Source organism: Streptomyces sp. Je 1-79, from assembly GCF_025195125.1.
GTDB lineage: Bacteria > Actinomycetota > Actinomycetes > Streptomycetales > Streptomycetaceae > Streptomyces.
The window spans coordinates 40,395-59,742 of sequence record NZ_JAMGSL010000017.1 but is presented as its reverse complement, the minus strand read 5'-3'; the positions used below and the strand labels follow the sequence as shown (position 1 = coordinate 59,742).

The window sequence follows — 19,348 nt, the reverse complement described above, 5'->3', positions numbered from 1 at the left end:
AAGGCCGGGGCCCCGGGGAACCTCAGGACGCGTACGGCAGCAGACCGGCGTCCGTCCGTTCCCACGCCGCCCGCAGTGCGGCGAGCCGCTCCGGCTCGAACGGGGCGCGGTCCGCCTGTTCGCGGGCGTCCTCGGTCAGGTCGAAGAGCTGGTCGCGCCCGCTCCTGCCCCGGTAGTACTTCCAGTCGCCGCGGCGCAGCGCCCGCTCGCCGCGCACCCGCCAGAACAGGTCGCGCTCGGCGACCCGCTCGCCGCGCAGCAGGTGGCCGGCGAGGCTGGTGCCGTCGAGCGGGAAGGCGGGGTGGGGGCGGGCGCCGCCCAGTTCGAGCAGGGTCGCCGTCCAGTCGGGGGTGTACACCGGCAGGTCGCTGACCTGTCCGCCGTCGATCCGGGCGGGCCAGCGAAGGACGGACGGCACGCGGATGCCGCCTTCCTGGAGCGAGCCCTTGTTCCCGGCGAGCGGCCAGTTGTACGAGAACCGCTCGCCGCCGTTGTCGCTGGCGAAGAAGACGAGCGTGTCCTCCTCCTGGCCCGAGCGCCTCAGCGCCCGCAGGACCTCGCCCACCGACCGGTCGAGGTCCTCGACCATCTCCGTGTACTTCTCGATCGAGCCGCCGTCCTGGTGCCAGAGGGCGGAGCGGTCGCCCGCCTTGATCCGCCGGACGATCTCGGCGCTCGCCTCCTCGTCGCCGTCGGCGATCCACGGCCAGTGGGGGGTGGTGAAGTTGAGGTTGAGCAGCCAGGGCTGCTCGTGGTCCCGGGCCACGTACTCGCTCGCCCGCTCGGTCAGGATCCGGGTGTAGTAGCGCAGGTCCTTGTACTCGGCGTCTCCCTCGTAGAGGTCGTACTCGCCGCCGAGGCCCAGCTTGGAGTAGTACTCCAGGGCGCCGCCGAAGTTGCCGAAGAACTCGTCCCAGCCCGAGCGCGTGGGGGAGTAGTCGGGGAGGTAGCCGCAGTGCCACTTGCCGATGAGGGCGGTGGCGTACCCGGCCTCGCGCAGCCGGGAGGCGAGCGTGGGGTGGGTCGGCTCCAGACCGACGGACCTGTCGGCGATCGGCTCGGCGAGCCCGCCCTTGGTACGGCCGGGGAAGCGGCCCGTGTAGAGGCTGAAGCGGGTCGGGGAGCAGGTCGCGGAGCCGGAGTAGGCGTTCGTGAACCGGACGCCCTGGCGGGCGAGGCGGTCCAGGTGCGGGGTCCGGATGTGCGGGGACCCGTAGGAGGACAGGTCGGCCCAGCCGAGGTCGTCGCCGAGGATGAACAGGATGTTCGGCCGCCGGGAGTGCCGGCCGCGAGCGGCACGGAACGGCCGCTCCCCGGCCTGCGCGGTGCCGACGGCGGCCTGCGCGGTGCCGGCACCCAGCGCGCCGACGGCGGCGGCACCGACGGCCGCCCCGCCGAAGGCGCGTCGGGACAGGGGGATCTCGGGCGTGGGCATGGGGACTCCTTGGAAGGTGCGGGGTGCGGGAAGGTCCGGGCGGGCGCGGGACGGCGCGTCGCACTGCGGCCCGGACACGGGCCGTGGCTCAGGAAAGGGCGCCCCGGACGCCGGGCAGGCGGGGGCCACGGGGGTACGCGGGTACTCCCGCGGTCAAGGGCGCGTGGGGGTGATCAGACGCAGCGACAGATCGCGCTGGCGACACGGACGAGGTCCACGTGTCGGCGCGCGACGAGGGTGACCGCACGGTCACGCACAGGCTGCATGGCGGGGAGCCTGGCCCAGAGCGCGTGCCCCTGTCAACGACCGTCCCACTCCCCGGAACGCGCTCTCCCGGGCACCCCGCCCGCAGGAACGGGTCCGCCGGTGCGACTCCCGTCACACTCCAGGCCTGCTCCGGGCACCGTACGAGCGTCCGCTTGCGCGCTCCCGGCCGTGCGCCAGCCCGCTCCCGCCTAGGCGGGAGGGTGTCTACGCACGTCAATGGATCACTTTGTGGGATCACACCACTCGGAGGGGTCCTGGATTTCCCCAATTCGGACCAGTGGTCGACCTCCCCTACACTCGGAGACGTGCCACGTGGTGACGGTCGACTCAATCACGATCTGCTTCCCGGCGAGAAGGGCCCCCAGGACGCTTGCGGCGTCTTCGGTGTCTGGGCTCCGGGTGAAGAGGTCGCAAAGCTCACGTACTTCGGGCTCTACGCCCTCCAGCATCGGGGCCAGGAATCCGCGGGTATCGCGGTCAGCAACGGCTCCCAGATCCTCGTCTTCAAGGACATGGGCCTCGTGTCCCAGGTCTTCGACGAGACCTCTCTCGGTTCCCTCCAGGGTCATATCGCGGTCGGTCACGCCCGCTACTCGACCACCGGTGCCTCCGTGTGGGAGAACGCGCAGCCGACGTTCCGGGCAACCGCCCACGGCTCCATCGCGCTCGGCCACAACGGCAACCTGGTGAACACGGCGCAGCTCGCCGAGATGGTCGCCGACCTTCCGAAGCAGGAAGGCCGCACCACGCGTGTGGCGGCGACCAACGACACCGATCTGCTCACGGCGCTCCTCGCCGCCCAGACCGACGAGAACGGCAAGCCGCTCACCATCGAGGAAGGCGCCGCCAAGGTCCTTCCCGATGTCCGGGGCGCCTTCTCCCTGGTCTTCATGGACGAGCACACGCTCTACGCGGCCCGCGACCCGCAGGGCATCCGCCCGCTGGTCCTCGGCCGTCTGGAGCGCGGCTGGGTCGTCGCCTCGGAGTCCGCCGCCCTCGACATCTGCGGCGCCAGCTACGTCCGCGAGGTCGAGCCGGGCGAGCTGATCGCGATCGACGAGAACGGCATCCGCACCTCGCGATTCGCGGAAGCGAAGCCCAAGGGCTGCGTCTTCGAGTACGTGTACCTGGCCCGCCCGGACACGGACATCGCCGGCCGGAACGTCTACCTCTCCCGTGTGGAGATGGGCCGTCGCCTCGCCAAGGAGGCCCCGGTCGAGGCGGATCTGGTCATAGCGACGCCGGAATCCGGCACCCCCGCCGCCATCGGCTACGCCGAGGCCAGCGGCATCCCCTTCGGCGCGGGTCTGGTGAAGAACGCCTACGTGGGCCGCACCTTCATCCAGCCCTCCCAGACCATCCGCCAGCTGGGCATCCGGCTCAAGCTGAACCCCCTCAAGGACGTCATCAAGGGCAAGCGCCTGGTGGTCGTCGACGACTCGATCGTCCGCGGCAACACCCAGCGAGCCCTGGTCAAGATGCTCCGTGAGGCCGGCGCGGCCGAGATCCACATCCGGATCTCCTCCCCGCCGGTGAAGTGGCCCTGCTTCTTCGGCATCGACTTCGCCACCCGCGCGGAGCTGATCGCCAACGGCATGTCGATCGAGGAGATCGGCAAGTCGCTCGGCGCGGACTCGCTCTCGTACATCTCCATCGACGGGATGATCGAGGCGACCACCATCGACAAGCCGAACCTGTGCCGCGCCTGCTTCGACGGCGAGTACCCGATGGAGCTTCCGGACCCCGAGCTGCTCGGCAAGCAGCTGCTCGAGACGGAACTGGCCGCCGGCCCCGCCGCCACCGCGGCCGCCGACGCGCTGCGCCGTCCGTAAGACCCCGCTGCACCCCGCAGTACGACACGAAAGCTCTGAACCCATGTCTCAGACCACCGGTGCCAGCTACGCGTCCGCGGGCGTCGACATCGAAGCGGGCGACCGCGCCGTCGAGCTCATGAAGGAGTGGGTGAAGAAGACGCAGCGCCCCGAGGTCCTCGGCGGCCTCGGCGGCTTCGCCGGCCTCTTCGACGCCTCCGCCCTCAAGCGCTACGAGCGTCCGCTGCTCGCCTCCGCCACCGACGGTGTCGGCACGAAGGTCGACATCGCCCGGCAGATGGGCGTCTACGACACGATCGGCCACGACCTGGTCGCGATGGTCATGGACGACATCGTCGTCTGCGGCGCCGAGCCGCTCTTCATGACCGACTACATCTGCGTCGGCAAGGTCCACCCCGAGCGGGTCGCCGCGATCGTCAAGGGCATCGCCGAGGGCTGTGTCCTGGCCGGCACCGCCCTGGTCGGCGGCGAGACCGCCGAGCACCCCGGCCTCCTCGGCCCGGACGACTTCGACGTCGCCGGCGCCGGTACGGGCGTGGTGGAGGCGGACCGACTGCTCGGCCCCGATCGCATCCGTACGGGTGACGCCGTCATCGCGATGGAGTCCTCCGGCCTTCACTCCAACGGGTACTCGCTCGTCCGGCACGTGGTCTTCGACCGCGCCGGCATGAGCCTCGACCAGCACGTCGAGGAGCTCGGCCGGACCCTGGGCGAGGAGCTCCTGGAGCCCACGAAGATCTACTCGCTGGACTGCCTGGCGCTCACCCGGACCGCCGAGGTGCACGCCTTCAGCCACATCACGGGTGGTGGCCTGGCCGCCAACCTGGCGCGGGTGATCCCGGACGGGCTGCACGCCACGGTCGACCGTTCGACCTGGACCCCGGGCGCGGTCTTCGACTTGGTCGGCAAGGCCGGGAAGGTCGAGCGCCTGGAGCTGGAGAAGACCCTGAACATGGGCGTCGGCATGATGGCCGTCGTCCCGGCCGAGTCCGTGGAGGTGGCCCTGGCCACCCTGGCGGACCGTGGCGTCGAGGCCTGGGTCGCGGGCGAGATCACCGAGCGCGGCGAGCACACGACCGGCGCGGAGCTGGTCGGCGACTACGCGGTCTGACGGCCGCTCTCCGGCGGTGGGCGGGCCTCGGCCCTCTCCACCGCCGGCCACCGTCCCACCGCTCTCCGTGACCTCCTGCGGACGCACAGAAACCCGGTCCGGGTATCCGGACCGGGTTCGGTGTTGAGCAGCGCTCTTGTTAAGAGGTCAAGCGCGACGCCGGGACGACGCGTCGGGACCGGACTCGTCGTCCTCGTCCTCGTCGTCCGTGTTGTAGAGATCCGCGTACTGCGCGTACGGGTCGTCTTCCTCGTCGTCGTCCTCGAACGGCTCGCCATTCGGCGGCTGGCTCGAAGTCGAAGCGCCCAGCTCGTTGGCCAGACGCGACAGGTCAGTCCCGCCGCTGCTGTACTTCAGCTGGCGGGCGACCTTGGTCTGCTTGGCCTTTGCCCGGCCGCGCCCCATGGCTCGACCCCCTCGGTGACGGGGCTCGGCGGCCCCAGAGTCTTGACACGCGTTCATGATTCGGAACGGGCTCTCGATGGAGAGACCGGTCCGTAGGGCTTCAACGGTACCTGCTTCCGTGGCCATACGGTACGCCGCACGCATCACATGACCCGGTACAGAACCATCGAGGTGCCCTGTCCTCGCTGGTCAATCGCGATTTTAACCTCTTCTTGAGGGCCGACCCGCCGACCGGGGTGAGTCATCTCTCGATTGGGGTGAACCTACAAAGTTCACTCCGGGGAGCGCCCCGCGGGCCGGCCCTGCCAGGAATCGCCCCGCGGCTCAGCCGCGGCGGGCGTCCGCCATCCGCTGCTCGGCGATCCGGTCGGCGGCGGCGGCCGGCGGAATGCCGTCCGCCTTCGCACGCGCGAAGATTTCGAGGGTGGTGTCGAAGATCCTCGTGGCCTTCGCCTTGCAGCGGTCGAAGTCGAAGCCGTGCAGCTCGTCGGCGACCTGGATCACGCCACCGGCGTTGACCACGTAGTCGGGCGCGTAGAGGATCCCGCGGTCCGCGAGGTCCTTCTCGACGCCGGGGTGCGCGAGCTGGTTGTTGGCCGCGCCGCAGACGATCTTCGCGGTGAGGACCGGGACGGTCTCGTCGTTCAGGGCGCCGCCGAGGGCGCACGGGGCGTACACGTCCAGGCCCTCCACCCGGATCAGGGCGTCGGTGTCCGCGACGACCTGGACCTGCGGGAACCTGTCCGTGATCCGGCGCACCGACTCCTCGCGCACATCGGTGATGTACACCTCGGCGCCGTCCTTCAGGAGGTGCTCGACGAGGTAGTGGCCGACCTTGCCGACGCCCGCGACGCCGACCTTGCGGTCGCGCAGCGTGGGGTCGCCCCAGAGGGTCTGGGCGGAGGCGCGCATGCCCTGGAAGACACCGAAGGCGGTGAGGACCGAGGAGTCGCCGGCGCCGCCGTTCTCGGGGGAGCGGCCGGTGGTCCACTGGTTGGTGCGGGCCACGACGTCCATGTCGGCGACGTAGGTGCCGACGTCGCAGGCCGTCACGTAGCGGCCGCCGAGGGAGGCGACCATGCGCCCGTAGGCGAGCAGCAGCTCTTCCGTCTTGATCCTGTCGGGGTCGCCGATGATCACGGCCTTGCCGCCGCCGTGGTCGAGGCCGGCCATGGCGTTCTTGTACGACATGCCCCGGGAGAGGTTCAGCGCGTCGGCGACTGCCTCGGCCTCGGAGGCGTACGGGTAGAACCGGGTGCCGCCGAGGGCGGGGCCCAGGGCGGTGGAGTGGAGGGCGATGACGGCCTTGAGGCCGGAGGCGCGGTCCTGGCAGAGCACGACTTGCTCGTGGCCACCCTGCTCCGAGTGGAACAGGGTGTGCAGTACGTCAGCAGCAGGAACGCCGGTCACATCGGTCACGGTGGTGACTCCCAAGTACGAAGCGGCGGGTTGGCCGGCCCCTCCTGTGGGTGGTGGTGGGACCGGTTCGGCAAGAGAGTAAGTCCTACGCGTGCGTAGATCAGCCGCAGTGCTCAGGATCACCCCCTCCTGGAGTACTGCCGTGGAAGGATCGCGACATGTCGGTCGCCTCCTCGGTCCTCGTCCCGTACGCCTCCTATCTGCGGGTCTACGAACCGCTGGGGGCCTTTCCGGAGCCGGAGCGGGGGCACTGGGCGCAGTACGCGCGCCGGGCGGAGACACCGACCGCGCAGGACGAACTGCGGCGGTCGCTGGCGGACCTGCTGCCGACCCCGCCGGTCCCGGTGCCGGTCCAGGAGAGCGGGGACGCCTTCGTCGCGTACGTCGACGGGGTGGTGGTGGTCTGCCCATGGCGGACCAGGATGCGGGCGTGGCTGGCCCTGGACGAGCTGGGGCGGGCCGGGGAGGCCGAGCCGGGGCGTTCGCTGCCGGGTCCGGTGCTCGACGCGATGCTGCCGCCGGTCGTGCGCGCCCAGGCGGCGGCGGACCACGAGCGCTGGCGGGAGCGGAACCCGGACGCCCGCCCGTGGATCCGTACGGCGGTCTGGCAGGTCCCGGTGCGCTGGTTCACGCTCTTCTCGGACGAGGAGCGGGAGTACGTGCCCGGGGACCCGGAGCGGGGCGCCGCGCCGGTGTTCCGGTACCGGACCCCGATGGTGCAGGCGCGGCGGCGGTTGGCGCGGGCGCTGCGGGCGCTGCGGGAGTCGATCGACGAGGGGCCGATGACGGAGGGTCTGGTCGAGGTCGGCCGGTGGCTGGAGGAGTTCCATCCGCGGGCGCTGGTGGAGCTGGACTACGGCGGTCTGGTGCACGTGCTGTCGGCGGAGCTGCTCGCGGCGGACCGGTCGGCGGCCGATGTGGCCGAGGGGATCGCGGCGCTGAAGGACGGCGACGGGGAGGCGGCGAGCGAGGCGTACGGCCGGCTCGCGGAGCGGTGGCGGAGCGTCCGCAACCTCCAGTTCGCCAATTGATCATCGACAGGACGGGCCCGGCTGATGTAAATGATCATTGAGCGTCGGGAGTTCGGTGTGCCGTCGCGAGGATGTCGGCGGGTGCGCCGTGGGACGTAGGTCCCGATCCGGGCCTTTGGCTCAAGCGTGACGGATCGCACTTACCGCGCCCTTGCGCCCATCGCCCACCCTCGTGCCAAAATAGGACAAGGAGTCCGGGGAGGGTTCCTTCCGTCCAAGTATGGGCGGAACGCTCAGCATTGCACTCTATGGGGGGTCTGACGACTCCTGATCGCTCTGTGACTGATCGTCACAGTGGCGTGACTGTCCGTTATGGCATGGTCCATCGACTTCCGCCGCTGATGAACACCTGCGAGGGCAATTCCATCGGTTTGGCCGACGTGGCTGGACGGATGGTGTAGTTGTAGTGCCGAGGACAAGCCGTTCGTCCTATAACCGACTCGGCCCGCTTCTGCCATTTCGGGCAACGCGGGTCAAGGTGCAGAATTTAGAGGAAAGAACCGAGAAGGTTCGGTTCTCCCGAGGAGGCCGCTCATGACCGCTCGCACCCCTGATGCCGAGCCGCTGCTGACCCCCGCCGAGGTTGCCACGATGTTCCGCGTGGACCCGAAGACGGTGACCCGTTGGGCGAAGGCAGGCAAGCTCACGTCCATCCGCACGCTGGGTGGACACCGTCGCTACCGCGAGGCTGAGGTCCGCGCCCTGCTCGCGGGCATTCCGCAGCAGCGCAGCGAGGCCTGAGGTACGCGCAACACCCAGTAACACCGGGCATCTCCGGGTCCCCCAACCTGGATCGCCCACCCCAAGCTCTGCCGACGGGCGCCTGCCCCAACAGGCTCTTCGTCATCGATCGCACTGGACTCCGCCGGGTCCGGTGCGATCTTTTTTGTGCCCGCTCAACCACCTCGACCGGTGGTGCAATTGCACATATTAAATGGGGCCGGTGTAGGGAAGGTGTAAGAGAGCCCACTTCTGAAACTCATTCGGTGACTCCCGTCACACTGGCGAAGGCTTGCCAAAGAACAGCCTGCCACCCCCTGGGAGGGTCTCAACCCGCCGTTGGTCACGGGTCGGTGGGACTTTCGTCCTCGGCGCGCTCCAGCTCGATGGCAAGCCTCAGGAGGCGATGGCAGGCGGAACAGTGCCGTGTGAGGTGCCCGTAGCGGGACGCGGCCGCCAGATGGGCGCGGAGCAGCGCGCGTATCTCGTGTCTCGACTGTCGTGCCGGCTGTTCCGGTCGTGCTTCGGACGCCGCGGCCATGCGCGACCACCTCCGGTGTGGGCCCCCGATTCCCTGATGCCTGGTTACCCGGGCCCGGTGGACGCCGTCAATACACCGGACCGCAACGACGGGGACACGAAGAAGGCCCGCACCGATCGGTGCGGGCCTTCTGTGAAGCGATCCTGACGGGACTTGAACCCGCGACCTCCACCTTGACAGGGTGGCGAGCTAACCAACTGCTCCACAGGACCTCGTTCGCAGCCCTCACCGGGGCTGCGAAGAAGACTGTACAGCAGGTCAGAGGGTCTGGTCGAACCGGCGCAAGGCGACACCCCCGACCGGCCCGTCCTCCTACGGCGCGGCCTGGTCGATCGCCTTCACGATCCGCTTGTCCGAGACCGCGTACGCCGTGCCCAGCGCGTGCGCGAAGTAGCTGACCCGGAGCTCCTCGATCATCCAGCGGATGTCGGTGACCTCCTGGGGCACGGGCCGTCCCTTGGGGAGCTGTTCGAGCAGCCAGGCGTACTCGTCCAGCATCTCGTGGACCTTCTCCATGCGGGTGGTGTCCCGCTGGACGCCCGTCGGCATCTGCTGGAGCCGGCGGTCCACGGCCACCAGGTAGCGCATCAGGTCCGGCAGCCGCCGCAGGCCCGTCCTCGTCACGAAGCCCGCCGGCACCAGCCACGCCAGCTGCTCGCGCACGTCCGCCAGGTTGTTGATCAGGGCCAGGCTGTTCGTGGCCTTCAGACGGCGCTCACAGGCCTGCCAGGCGGCCAGGATCTGCTGGACCTGGCCCACCGTGCGGACGGTCGTGTCGACGAGGTCGGCGCGGACCTTGTCGTAGAGCTTCCGGAAGGACTCCTCGTCCCAGACCGGCCCGCCGTGGTCGGCGATGAGCTTGTCCGCGGCGGCGGTCGCGCAGTCGTCGAAGAGCGCCTGGATCGATCCGTGCGGGTTGCGGGAGAGGGCGAGCTTCTGCTGGTTCGTCAGCTTGTCCGAGGCGAACTTCGCCGGGTTCACCGGGATGTTCAGCAGGATCAGCTTCCGCGTCCCCTGCCACATCGCCCGCTCCTGCTCGGCCTCCGTGTCGAAGAGGCGTACGGAGACGGTGTCGCCCTCGTCCACCAGCGCCGGGTACGCCTTGACCGGCTGGCCGGCGCGCCGGGTCTCGAAGACCTTCGTGAGGGTGCCGATCGTCCACTGGGTGAGCCCTGTGCGCTCCAGGGACTGCCCGGAGCCGTCAGGGCCGCTCGTGGCGGCCGCCGCGGCCTGGGAGAGCGCCTGGCGGGCCTTGGGGCGCAGCTTCAGCTTCAGCGCCTCCAGGTCCTTGTCCTCGGCCAGCTTGCGGCGCCGCTCGTCGACGATCCGGAAGGTGATCTTCAGGTGGTCGGCGATCCTGGACTGGTCGAAGTCGTCCGGTGAGACGGGGACGCCGACCATCCGGTGCAGCTCGCGGGCGAGCGTCACCGTCAGGGGCTCCTGCAGGGGGACGGCGCTGTCCAGGAAGCGGGCCGCGAAGTTCGGCGCCGGCACGTAGTTGCGGCGGATCGGCTTGGGGAGCGAGCGGATGAGCTCGGTGACGATCTCCTCGCGCAGGCCCGGGATCTGCCAGTCGAAACCCTCGTCCGTGACCTGGTTGAGTACCTGGAGCGGGATGTGGACGGTCACGCCGTCCGCGTCCGCGCCCGGCTCGAACTGGTACGTCACCCGGAACTTCAGCGCGCCCTGCCGCCACGAGTCCGGGTAGTCGGCCTTGGTGACCGCCCCCGCCTTCTCGTTGATGAGCATCTCGCGCTCGAAGTCGAGGAACTCCGGCTCCTCGTGCCGCTTGTGCTTCCACCACGAGTCGAAGTGGGCGCCCGACACGACGTGTTCGGGGACGCGCTTGTCGTAGAAGTCGAAGAGCGTCTCGTCGTCGACGAGGATGTCCCGGCGACGGGCGCGGTGCTCCAGCTCCTCGACCTCGGTGAGGAGCTTGCGGTTGTCGGCGAAGAACTTGTGGTGCGTGCGCCAGTCGCCCTCGACGAGCGCGTTGCGGATGAAGAGGTCGCGGCTCGCCTCGGGGTCGATCCGGCCGTAGTTCACCTTGCGGTCGGTGACGATCGGCACGCCGTAGAGCGTGACCTTCTCGATCGCCATCACGGCCGCCTGGTCCTTCTCCCAGTGCGGCTCGCTGTACGTCTTCTTGATCAGGTGCTGAGCGAGCGGCTCGATCCACTCGGGCTCGATCTTCGCGTTGACCCGGGCCCACAGGCGTGAGGTCTCCACCAGCTCGGCGGACATGATGAAGCGCGGGGGCTTCTTGAAGAGCGCCGAGCCCGGGAAGACGGCGAACTTGGCGCTGCGGGCGCCCAGGTACTCGTTCTTCGCGCCCTCCTTCACGTCCTTCATGCCGATGTGGCTCAGGAGGCCGGCGAGCAGGGAGGTGTGCACGGCCTGCTCCGGCGCGGCAGCGTCCGCCGAGGGCTCCTCGAGATGCATGCCCATCTGCTTGGCGACCGTGCGCAGCTGCGCGTAGATGTCCTGCCACTCGCGGATGCGCAGGAAGTTCAGGTACTCCTGCTTGCACATCCGGCGGAAGGAGCTGGAGCCGCGCTCCTTCTGCTGCTCGCGGATGTACCGCCAGAGGTTGAGGAAGGCGAGGAAGTCGCTGGTCTCGTCCTTGAAGCGGGCGTGCTGCTGGTCGGCCTGGGCCTGCTTCTCGGCGGGGCGCTCGCGGGGGTCCTGGATGGAGAGCGCGGCCGCGATCACCATGACCTCCCGTACGCAGCCGTTCTTGTCGGCCTCCAGGACCATCCGGGCCAGGCGGGGGTCGACGGGGAGCTGGGAGAGCTTGCGGCCCGACTGCGTGAGCCGCTTCTTCGGGTCCTTCTCCGTGGGGTCGATCGCCCCCAGCTCCTGGAGGAGCTGCACGCCGTCACGGATGTTGCGGTGGTCCGGCGGGTCGATGAAGGGGAACTTCTCGATCTCGCCGAGGCCGGCCGCGGTCATCTGGAGGATGACGGAGGCCAGGTTGGTCCGGAGGATCTCGGCGTCCGTGAACTCCGGGCGGGTGAGGAAGTCGTCCTCGGAGTAGAGCCGGATGCAGATGCCGTCGGACGTACGGCCGCAGCGGCCCTTGCGCTGGTTGGCGCTGGCCTGGCTGACCGGCTCGATCGGCAGCCGCTGGACCTTGGTCCGGTGGGAGTAGCGGGAGATACGGGCGGTGCCCGGATCGATCACGTACTTGATGCCGGGGACGGTCAGCGAGGTCTCGGCCACGTTGGTGGCGAGGACGATCCGGCGGCCGGTGTGGGCCTGGAAGACGCGGTGCTGCTCGGCGTGCGAGAGGCGGGCGTAGAGGGGAAGGATCTCGGTGTTGCGGAGCTGCTTCTTCAGCAGCGCGTCCGCGGTGTCGCGGATCTCGCGCTCGCCGGAGAGGAAGACGAGGATGTCGCCGGGGCCCTCGGACTGGAGCTCGTCGACGGCGTCGCAGATCGCGGTGATCTGGTCGCGGTCCGACTCCTCGGAGTCCTCCTCCAGGAGGGGCCGGTAGCGGACCTCGACGGGGTACGTACGGCCGGAGACCTCGACGATCGGCGCGTCGCCGAAGTGGCGGGAGAAGCGCTCGGGGTCGATGGTCGCGGAGGTGATGACGACCTTGAGGTCGGGGCGCTTCGGCAGCAGCTGGGCCAGATAGCCCAGCAGGAAGTCGATGTTGAGGGACCGCTCGTGGGCCTCGTCGATGATGATCGTGTCGTAGGCGCGCAGCTCGCGGTCGGTCTGGATCTCGGCGAGCAGGATGCCGTCGGTCATCAGCTTCACGAAGGTCGCGTCGGGGTTCACCTGGTCGGTGAAGCGGACCTTCCAGCCGACGGCCTCGCCCAGCGGGGTCCTCAGCTCCTCCGCGACCCGCTCGGCGACCGTGCGGGCGGCGATCCGGCGGGGCTGGGTGTGGCCGATCATGCCCCGGACGCCCCGGCCGAGCTCCAGACAGATCTTGGGGATCTGCGTCGTCTTTCCGGAGCCCGTCTCACCGGCGACGATCACGACCTGGTGGTCACGTATCGCCTCCAGGATCGCGTCCTTCTTCTGCGAGACCGGGAGCTGCTCGGGGTACGTGACCGCGGGCACGCGGGACGCCCGCCCGTCGACGCGCTCCTTGGCCTTGCCGGCCTCGGCGGCGATCTCGTCCAGGACGGCCTCACGGGCCTCGGGCTTGCGGATGCGGCGGGCGCCCTCGAGGCGGCGGCCGAGCCGGTGGGCGTCCCGCAGCGAGACCTCGGCCAGGACGGACTGGAGGGCGGCGAAGGAAGTAGACATACGGAATCCAGGATCGCACCCCGGGCCGAGAACGGGCGAACCGATTTCCGCGAGGTGCGGCCCGTAATATTTCGGGCACGTCGAACTGAGAGGTACCCCCATGTCCCGCACCGTCCGCGCGCTCGCGGCGCTCGCCGCGCTGGCGGGCGTGGTGTTCGGGATCCTGGCCTGCGGTACGACCACGGCGGTGGCGGGTACCGCGGTGGCGGGTACCGCGGTGGCCGGTACGGCGGTGGTCGCGGAGGCCGGGACCACGCGGGCGCCCGGCTGCGGCGAGGGTCACACCGCCGACGGCGCCGCCCGGCCGGCCACTCCGCCGCGCCCGAACGGCTTCGGTGAGCTGCTCCCCACCTTGACCGGGGAGCGGACGGCCGGCGGTGTCTGCGGCGGTGACCAGGCCGTACGCGCCCTGCTGCCGGGGCCGGAGCCGCCCGTGCTCGTACCGCCGTCACCCGTGGAACTGTCGATCCTGCGCGTGTAGAGGGCCGGCCCCCGCCGTCGTCCGTCCCCTTCTCGCATCACGTTCAGGAGCGTTCTCCGCATGTCCAAGTCCAAGCCGATCATGATCGTCTCCGGGGTGGCCCTCGCCGCCGTGCTGCTCGGAGTCGTCTCGTACACCGCGACCGCGCCGGCGTCCGGTGGAGCGTCCGGCTCCTCCGCCGCCGAGGTGTCCGCCGACCCGAGCGCGGGTGTCTACCCCGAGCTGGAGGCCTACGCCCGCCGCGACGCCTCCGACAAGCTGGCCGTGGGGCGGGCCGACGCGCCCGTCGTGCTCATCGAGTACGCCGACTTCAAGTGCGGCTACTGCGGGAAGTTCGCCCGCGACACCGAGCCCGCCCTGATGAAGAAGTACGTCGAGGACGGCACCCTGCGCATCGAGTGGCGGAACTTCCCGATCTTCGGCGAGGAGTCCGAGGCGGCGGCCCGGGCGTCGTGGGCGGCGGGGCGGCAGGGCCGGTTCTGGGAGTTCCACAGGGCGGCGTACGCCGAGGGCGCCAAGGAGAAGGGCTTCGGCACCGAACGCCTGAACGCGCTCGCGAAGGAGGCCGGCGTTCCGGACCTCGCCCGCTTTGCGAAGGACACGGACGGCGCGGCGGCCCGCGCGGCCGTGAGCAAGGACCAGGAACAGGCGTACGCCCTGGGTGCGACCTCCACGCCGTCGTTCCTGGTCAACGGGCGGCCGATCGCGGGTGCGCAGCCGATGGAGGCCTTCACGGAGGCGATCGACGCGGCCGCGAAGGCGGCGAAGGCCAAGCGCGGGGCGGCGGGGGAGTGACCGCCGACATCGGCTACCTGGCCGCGTTCCTCGGTGGCCTCCTCGCCCTGCTGAGCCCGTGCAGCGCCCTGCTGCTCCCGGCCTTCTTCGCGTACTCGATCGACTCGACGAGCCGGCTGCTCGCCCGTACCGGAATCTTCTACGCCGGTCTGGCCACCACGCTCGTCCCGCTCGGCGCGGCCGGCTCGTTCGCCGGGCGGCTCTTCTACGGGCACCGGGACCTGCTGGTGGCGCTCGGCGGCTGGACGATCATCGTGCTCGGTGTGCTCCAGATCCTCGGGATGGGCTTCGCCTCGCGAAGGATCGCCGAGGCCGGCGGCCGGATCCGCCCCACCACGGCGGCTTCCGTCTACGCCCTCGGTCTGGTCTACGGCCTCGCCGGCTTCTGCGCGGGCCCGATCCTCGGCAGCGTCCTGACGGTGGCGGCGCTGAGCGGCAGCCCGGCGTACGGCGGTCTGCTGCTGGCGGTGTACGCGCTGGGGATGGCGGTGCCGCTGTTCCTGCTGGCGCTGCTCTGGGAGCGGTACGAGCTGGGGCGGCGCCGCTGGCTGCGCGGCCGCACGGTCCGGGTGGGCCGCTTCGAGCTGCACACGACGTCGTTGCTGTCGGGGCTGTTCTTCGTGGTGCTCGGCACGCTCTTCCTGGTCTTCGACGGCACGACGGCGCTGCCGGGGCTGCTCTCGGTGGACGACTCGTTCGCTGTGGAGGAGCGGGTGGCGTCGCTGGGCCGTTCGGTGCCCGACTGGGCGCTGCTCGTGGCGGTCGTCGCGGTGGTGGCGGTGGTGCTCGCGGTCCGGGGCTGGCGGGGGCGGCACCGCGAGGCCTGAGGGTCGGGGTGGCCGGTCGTGCGGCCTAAGGCTTCGGGGGGCCGGTCGTGCGGACCGGCCACCCGGCACCGCACCCGCCGTCCCCTACCTCTTCGCAACACGACGAAGGCCCCGTTCTTTCGAACGGGGCCTTCTCTCTGTGGCTGGGGCCGGGGTCGAACCGGCGACCTATCGCTTTTCAGGCGATCGCTCGTACCAACTGAGCTACCCAGCCACGAGACTGTTTCCAGCCTCAGCGATCCTGACGGGACTTGAACCCGCGACCTCCACCTTGACAGGGTGGCGAGCTAACCAACTGCTCCACAGGACCTTGCGATGTGCGAGAACCAGTCTTGCACATGATGTTGCGTGCCCCCAACGGGATTCGAACCCGTGCTACCGCCTTGAAAGGGCGGCGTCCTGGGCCACTAGACGATGAGGGCTAGGGGCTCACCTGCGCGCTTCGCAGCGCGTCGGGGACGTGAGAAGCATATGGGATGGCGGCCGCTATCGCCAAAACGGTTTCCCCTGGGGGGACAATGGCCGGGTGCTGGAGATGACGCGTGAGGAGTTCGAGGAGCTTGTCGCCGAGGCCCTGGACCGGATCCCGCCGGAGCTGACGCGGCTGATGGACAACGTCGCGGTGTTCGTCGAGGACGAGCCCGCGCCGGACGATCCGGAGCTGCTCGGGCTGTACGAGGGGACTCCGCTGACGGACCGGGGCGAGTGGTACGCGGGGGTGCTGCCGGACCGGATCACGATCTACCGGGGGCCGACGCTGCGGATGTGCGAGTCGCGCGAGGACGTGGTCGCGGAGACCGAGATCACCGTCGTCCACGAGATCGCCCACCACTTCGGCATCGACGACGAGAGGCTGCACGCGCTCGGCTACGGGTGAGACCGACCGGTCGGGGCGCCCCGCCGCCGGGCCGTTCGGGCGGCCTCGCGCCGCCGCCCGGGGGGCTCCGGCGGCCGCAGGTGGTTGCCGTGGGGGCGTGTCCCTTGCGGTGCGAAGGGAGTTGGGCAGTCGAGACACGTTCTCCCGCCTGTCCTTCCCGCCCTTTGTGACCTGGAGGTGCCCTCCGTGCGCCATTTGCCCACCCGCGTGAGATGGGCCGCGACCGCGTTGGCGGTCGCCGCCTGTGCCGGTCTGAGCGGCTGCATGAGTGTGAGTGACGAGGGCGCGAAGCCGGCGCCCAGCAAGTCCGCGGGAAAGCAGGGCGTGGCGGCCGAGTCCGGCGACGGCGTCGGGGTCTCGGGCGCGCGCGGCGGAACCGGCCGGGGCGGGGCCGGGAGGAGCGGCCCGGACGCGGACGGCGCGGGCGAGGAGGCGCCGGTGCCGAGCGGGTCCGCGTCGGCCTCCGGTCAGCCGCAGGCGGTCCCGCCGGCGGGCGGGGGCGGCGGGAGCGTTCCGGACCCGGGCCAGGTGCCCGGTGGGGAGGCCGGTGGTGCGGGCGGGCCGAGCGCCCCGGCCGGGGAGCCCACCCCGCCTCCGGTCGATCCGCCGGAGGAGTCGCCCACCCCGACCCCGGAGCCGTCTCCGACCCCGAGTCCCGAGCCCACGCCCGAGCCGACCGACCCGCCGACCGCGTCCCCTGGCGCGGACACCCACATGGGTGCGATGAGGGCGGCGGACGGGCCGGGGATGCCGGCGGAGCCCGAGGCATCACCGCAGGTCGGACCGGTGTGACGGAGTCCGGTTTGCCATAGGTGGGGGAGGGTGCGTATGGTGGTAGATCGTTTGATCCCATTGCCCGGCGCCGACACAGAAGAGCGCCGCGTGGCGCGTACTCTCCCTAGCCGTGGCTGGACCGCATTGAGGCGGTCGATTTGCGATTTTCACGGAGTTGACGGGCGCGTGCCGAGACTCCGGAAGGTTTCGCATTTCGCATGTCCATTTTCAGTTCTGACCACGCCGTCATGCCCGAGAGCGACGAGATCGTCGAGGCCGTAGAGGCCACCGAGACCGTCGAGACCGAGGCCACGGACGTCACCGAGGCCGCCGAGGCCGAGTCCTCCGAGCCCACCATCACCTTCGCCGACCTGGGCCTGCCCGAGGGCGTCGTCCGCAAGCTCGCGCAGAACGGCGTGACCACCCCCTTCCCGATCCAGGCCGCGACCATCCCGGACGCCCTGGCCGGCAAGGACATCCTCGGCCGCGGCCGTACCGGCTCCGGCAAGACCCTCTCCTTCGGTCTGCCGACCCTGGCCCAGCTGGCCGGCGGCTCCACCGAGAAGAAGAAGCCCCGCGCGATCATCCTCACCCCGACTCGTGAGCTCGCGATGCAGGTCGCGGACGCGCTGCAGCCGTACGGCGACGTGCTCGGCCTGAAGATGAAGGTCGTCTGCGGCGGTACGTCCATGGGCAACCAGATCTACGCCCTGGAGCGCGGCGTCGACGTCCTCGTCGCCACCCCGGGCCGTCTCCGCGACATCATCAACCGCGGCGCCTGCTCGCTCGAGAACGTCCAGATCGCCGTCCTCGACGAGGCCGACCAGATGTCGGACCTGGGCTTCCTGCCCGAGGTCACCGAGCTGCTCGACCAGATCCCCGGCGGCGGCCAGCGCATGCTCTTCTCCGCCACCATGGAGAACGAGATCTCCACCCTGGTCAAGCGCTACCTGACGAACCCCGTCACGCACGAGGTCGACAGCGCGCAGGGCAACGTCTCGACCATGTCGCACCACGTCCTCGTCGTGAAGCCGAAGGACAAGGCGCCGGTCACGGCCGCCATCGCCGCCCGCAAGGGCCGCACGATCATCTTCGTCCGCACCCAGCTGGGCGCCGACCGCATCGCCGAGCAGCTCGTCGAGTCCGGCGTGAAGGCCGACGCGCTGCACGGCGGCATGACGCAGGGCGCCCGTACCCGCGTGCTCGCCGACTTCAAGGACGGCTACGTCAACGCGCTGGTCGCCACCGACGTCGCCGCCCGCGGTATCCACGTCGACGGCATCGACCTGGTCCTCAACGTGGACCCGGCCGGTGACCACAAGGACTACCTGCACCGCTCGGGCCGTACGGCTCGTGCTGGCAAGTCCGGTGTCGTCGTCTCCCTGTCGCTGCCGCACCAGCGCCGCCAGATCTTCCGGCTGATGGAGGACGCGGGCGTCGACGCCTCGCGCCACATCATCCAGAGCGCCGGCGCGTTCGACCCGGAGGTCGCCGAGATCACCGGTGCGCGTTCGCTGACCGAGGTCCAGGCCGACTCCGCGAACAACGCCGCCAAGCAGGCCGAGCGTGAGGTCGCCGACCTCACCAAGCAGCTGGAGCGTCTGACCCGCCGCGCCGCCGAGCTCCGCGAGGAGGCCGACCGCCTGGTCGCCCGTTCCGCGCGCGAGCGGGGCGAGGACCCCGAGGCCGCGATCGCCGAGGTGACGGAGGCCGCCGAGGCCGAGGTCGCCGCCGCCGTGGTCGCGTCCGAGCCGGTCCAGGAGCGCCGCGAGGAGCAGCGCCCGGCGTTCCGCGACGAGCGGGGCAACTACGAGCGCCGTGACCGTGGTGGCGACCGTGGTGGCTTCCGCCGCGACGACCGCCGTGACGACCGCGGTGGCCGTTCCTTCGAGCGCCGTGACAACGACCGTCCGTCCGGTGGCTTCCGCCGCGACAACGACCGTCCGTCGGGCGGCTTCCGCCGTGACAACGACCGTCCGTCCGGTGGCTTCCGCCGCGACAACGACCGTCGTGACGACCGTGGCGGCTTCCGTCGCGACGACCGTCCCTCGGGCGGCTTCAACCGTGACGACCGTGGCGGCCGTTCCTTCGAGCGCCGTGACAACGACCGTCCGTCGGGCGGCTTCCGCCGTGACAACGACCGTGGTGGCGACCGTGGCGGCTTCCGTCGCGACGACCGTCCCTCGGGCGGCTTCAACCGTGACGACCGTGGTGGCGACCGTGGCGGCTTCCGCCGTGACGACCGCCCCACCGGCGGCCACCGTGGCAGCGACCGTCCGTTCAACCGCGACCGCCGCGACGACCGCCCCTCGGGCGGCTTCCGCTCGGGCGGCAGCGACCGCCCGTACGGCCGTCGTGACGACCACCGCGGCGGCGACCACCGCGGCACCGGCTCGACCGGCGGCTCCTCCTTCGGCCGCCGCGACGACAAGCCGCGCTGGAAGCGCAACGGCTGACCTCGCGTAACACGCTGAGACAACGCTGAGCAGGGCCCGTACGACACTTCGGTGACGTACGGGCCCTGCTTCTTTGAACAGGTTCGAAACTCGCTTCCGAGGTGCGGAGGCTGC

16 protein-coding genes and 4 tRNA genes are annotated in these 19,348 nt (G+C 70.5%); 10 read left to right on the top strand and 10 right to left on the bottom strand.

Annotation, left to right across the window (positions count from 1 at the left end):
• Positions 1-22: 22 nt before the first annotated feature.
• Positions 23-1,435 carry a sulfatase gene (locus M5362_RS29225; protein WP_260230819.1) on the bottom strand — a complete coding sequence of 471 codons (1,413 nt, stop codon included), beginning with the start codon at positions 1,433-1,435 and terminating at the stop codon, positions 23-25.
• A gap of 173 nt (positions 1,436-1,608) precedes the next feature.
• The gene (locus M5362_RS33360; protein ID WP_374214546.1) at positions 1,609-1,701 is read right to left on the bottom strand and encodes a putative leader peptide; all 93 of its coding nucleotides are present in this window, start codon (positions 1,699-1,701) and stop codon (positions 1,609-1,611) included.
• Between the two features lie 306 nt (positions 1,702-2,007).
• Between M5362_RS33360 and purF the strand changes: the two genes are divergently transcribed.
• On the top strand, positions 2,008-3,534 hold the full coding sequence (gene purF, locus M5362_RS29220) for an amidophosphoribosyltransferase (RefSeq protein ID WP_260230818.1): 1,527 nt from the start codon (positions 2,008-2,010) through the stop codon (positions 3,532-3,534).
• A 43-nt stretch (positions 3,535-3,577) separates the two neighbouring features.
• A complete protein-coding gene (gene purM / locus M5362_RS29215; protein ID WP_260230817.1) occupies positions 3,578-4,645 on the top strand; it encodes a phosphoribosylformylglycinamidine cyclo-ligase in 1,068 nt (355 codons plus the stop codon).
• Positions 4,646-4,792: 147 nt separating this feature from the next.
• Here purM and M5362_RS29210 read toward each other — a convergent pair whose 3' ends face one another.
• Together M5362_RS29210 and M5362_RS29205 are read right to left on the bottom strand one after the other, a co-directional pair.
• The gene (locus M5362_RS29210) at positions 4,793-5,050 is read right to left on the bottom strand and encodes a DUF3073 domain-containing protein (protein WP_260230816.1); all 258 of its coding nucleotides are present in this window, start codon (positions 5,048-5,050) and stop codon (positions 4,793-4,795) included.
• A gap of 324 nt (positions 5,051-5,374) precedes the next feature.
• Positions 5,375-6,469 (bottom strand): Glu/Leu/Phe/Val dehydrogenase dimerization domain-containing protein, encoded by a 1,095-nt coding sequence (locus M5362_RS29205; RefSeq protein ID WP_260230815.1) that lies wholly within the window; start codon positions 6,467-6,469, stop codon positions 5,375-5,377.
• Positions 6,470-6,627: 158 nt separating this feature from the next.
• On the opposite strand from M5362_RS29205, the gene M5362_RS29200 reads away from it, so the two are divergent.
• Both M5362_RS29200 and bldC read left to right on the top strand, forming a co-directional pair.
• Complete coding sequence (locus M5362_RS29200) at positions 6,628-7,500, top strand: hypothetical protein (protein ID WP_260230814.1); 873 nt, start codon at positions 6,628-6,630, stop codon at positions 7,498-7,500.
• Positions 7,501-8,034: 534 nt separating this feature from the next.
• Positions 8,035-8,241, top strand: a complete 207-nt coding sequence (bldC, locus tag M5362_RS29195) for a developmental transcriptional regulator BldC (protein ID WP_003949541.1) — start codon at positions 8,035-8,037, stop codon at positions 8,239-8,241.
• A 322-nt stretch (positions 8,242-8,563) separates the two neighbouring features.
• Here the strand turns inward: bldC and M5362_RS29190 are convergent, their stop codons facing one another.
• The 3 genes from M5362_RS29190 to hrpA all read right to left on the bottom strand — a co-directional run bounded on the left by M5362_RS29190 (position 8,564) and on the right by hrpA (position 13,024).
• On the bottom strand, positions 8,564-8,761 hold the full coding sequence (locus tag M5362_RS29190) for a DUF6274 family protein (RefSeq protein WP_260230811.1): 198 nt from the start codon (positions 8,759-8,761) through the stop codon (positions 8,564-8,566).
• A gap of 138 nt (positions 8,762-8,899) precedes the next feature.
• Positions 8,900-8,973: transfer RNA gene (locus M5362_RS29185), tRNA-Asp, on the bottom strand.
• A 100-nt stretch (positions 8,974-9,073) separates the two neighbouring features.
• A complete protein-coding gene (gene hrpA / locus M5362_RS29180) occupies positions 9,074-13,024 on the bottom strand; it encodes an ATP-dependent RNA helicase HrpA (RefSeq protein WP_260230810.1) in 3,951 nt (1,316 codons plus the stop codon).
• Positions 13,025-13,124: 100 nt separating this feature from the next.
• Between hrpA and M5362_RS29175 the strand changes: the two genes are divergently transcribed.
• The 3 genes from M5362_RS29175 to M5362_RS29165 are packed head-to-tail and all read left to right on the top strand — an operon-like array spanning position 13,125 to position 15,127.
• Entirely contained in the window at positions 13,125-13,505 is a 381-nt protein-coding gene (locus M5362_RS29175) for a hypothetical protein (RefSeq protein ID WP_260230809.1), read from the top strand.
• A 60-nt stretch (positions 13,506-13,565) separates the two neighbouring features.
• The gene (locus M5362_RS29170) at positions 13,566-14,300 is read left to right on the top strand and encodes a thioredoxin domain-containing protein (protein ID WP_260230808.1); all 735 of its coding nucleotides are present in this window, start codon (positions 13,566-13,568) and stop codon (positions 14,298-14,300) included.
• On the top strand, positions 14,297-15,127 hold the full coding sequence (locus M5362_RS29165; RefSeq protein ID WP_260230807.1) for a cytochrome c biogenesis CcdA family protein: 831 nt from the start codon (positions 14,297-14,299) through the stop codon (positions 15,125-15,127). The genes M5362_RS29170 and M5362_RS29165 overlap by 4 nt, the downstream gene beginning before the upstream one ends.
• Before the next feature lie 140 nt (positions 15,128-15,267).
• Here the strand turns inward: M5362_RS29165 and M5362_RS29160 are convergent.
• The 3 genes from M5362_RS29160 to M5362_RS29150 form a co-directional block, all read right to left on the bottom strand.
• Positions 15,268-15,341 (bottom strand) — tRNA-Phe (locus M5362_RS29160).
• A 22-nt stretch (positions 15,342-15,363) separates the two neighbouring features.
• Positions 15,364-15,437: transfer RNA gene (locus M5362_RS29155), tRNA-Asp, on the bottom strand.
• A gap of 39 nt (positions 15,438-15,476) precedes the next feature.
• A tRNA-Glu gene (locus tag M5362_RS29150) sits at positions 15,477-15,549 on the bottom strand.
• Between the two features lie 104 nt (positions 15,550-15,653).
• On the opposite strand from M5362_RS29150, the gene M5362_RS29145 reads away from it, so the two are divergent.
• The 3 genes from M5362_RS29145 to M5362_RS29135 all read left to right on the top strand — a co-directional run bounded on the left by M5362_RS29145 (position 15,654) and on the right by M5362_RS29135 (position 19,234).
• A complete protein-coding gene (locus tag M5362_RS29145; RefSeq protein ID WP_260230806.1) occupies positions 15,654-16,004 on the top strand; it encodes a metallopeptidase family protein in 351 nt (116 codons plus the stop codon).
• A 264-nt stretch (positions 16,005-16,268) separates the two neighbouring features.
• Complete coding sequence (locus M5362_RS29140) at positions 16,269-16,796, top strand: hypothetical protein (protein ID WP_260230805.1); 528 nt, start codon at positions 16,269-16,271, stop codon at positions 16,794-16,796.
• A 200-nt stretch (positions 16,797-16,996) separates the two neighbouring features.
• On the top strand, positions 16,997-19,234 hold the full coding sequence (locus tag M5362_RS29135; RefSeq protein WP_260230804.1) for a DEAD/DEAH box helicase: 2,238 nt from the start codon (positions 16,997-16,999) through the stop codon (positions 19,232-19,234).
• The last annotated feature ends 114 nt before the right edge of the window (positions 19,235-19,348 follow it).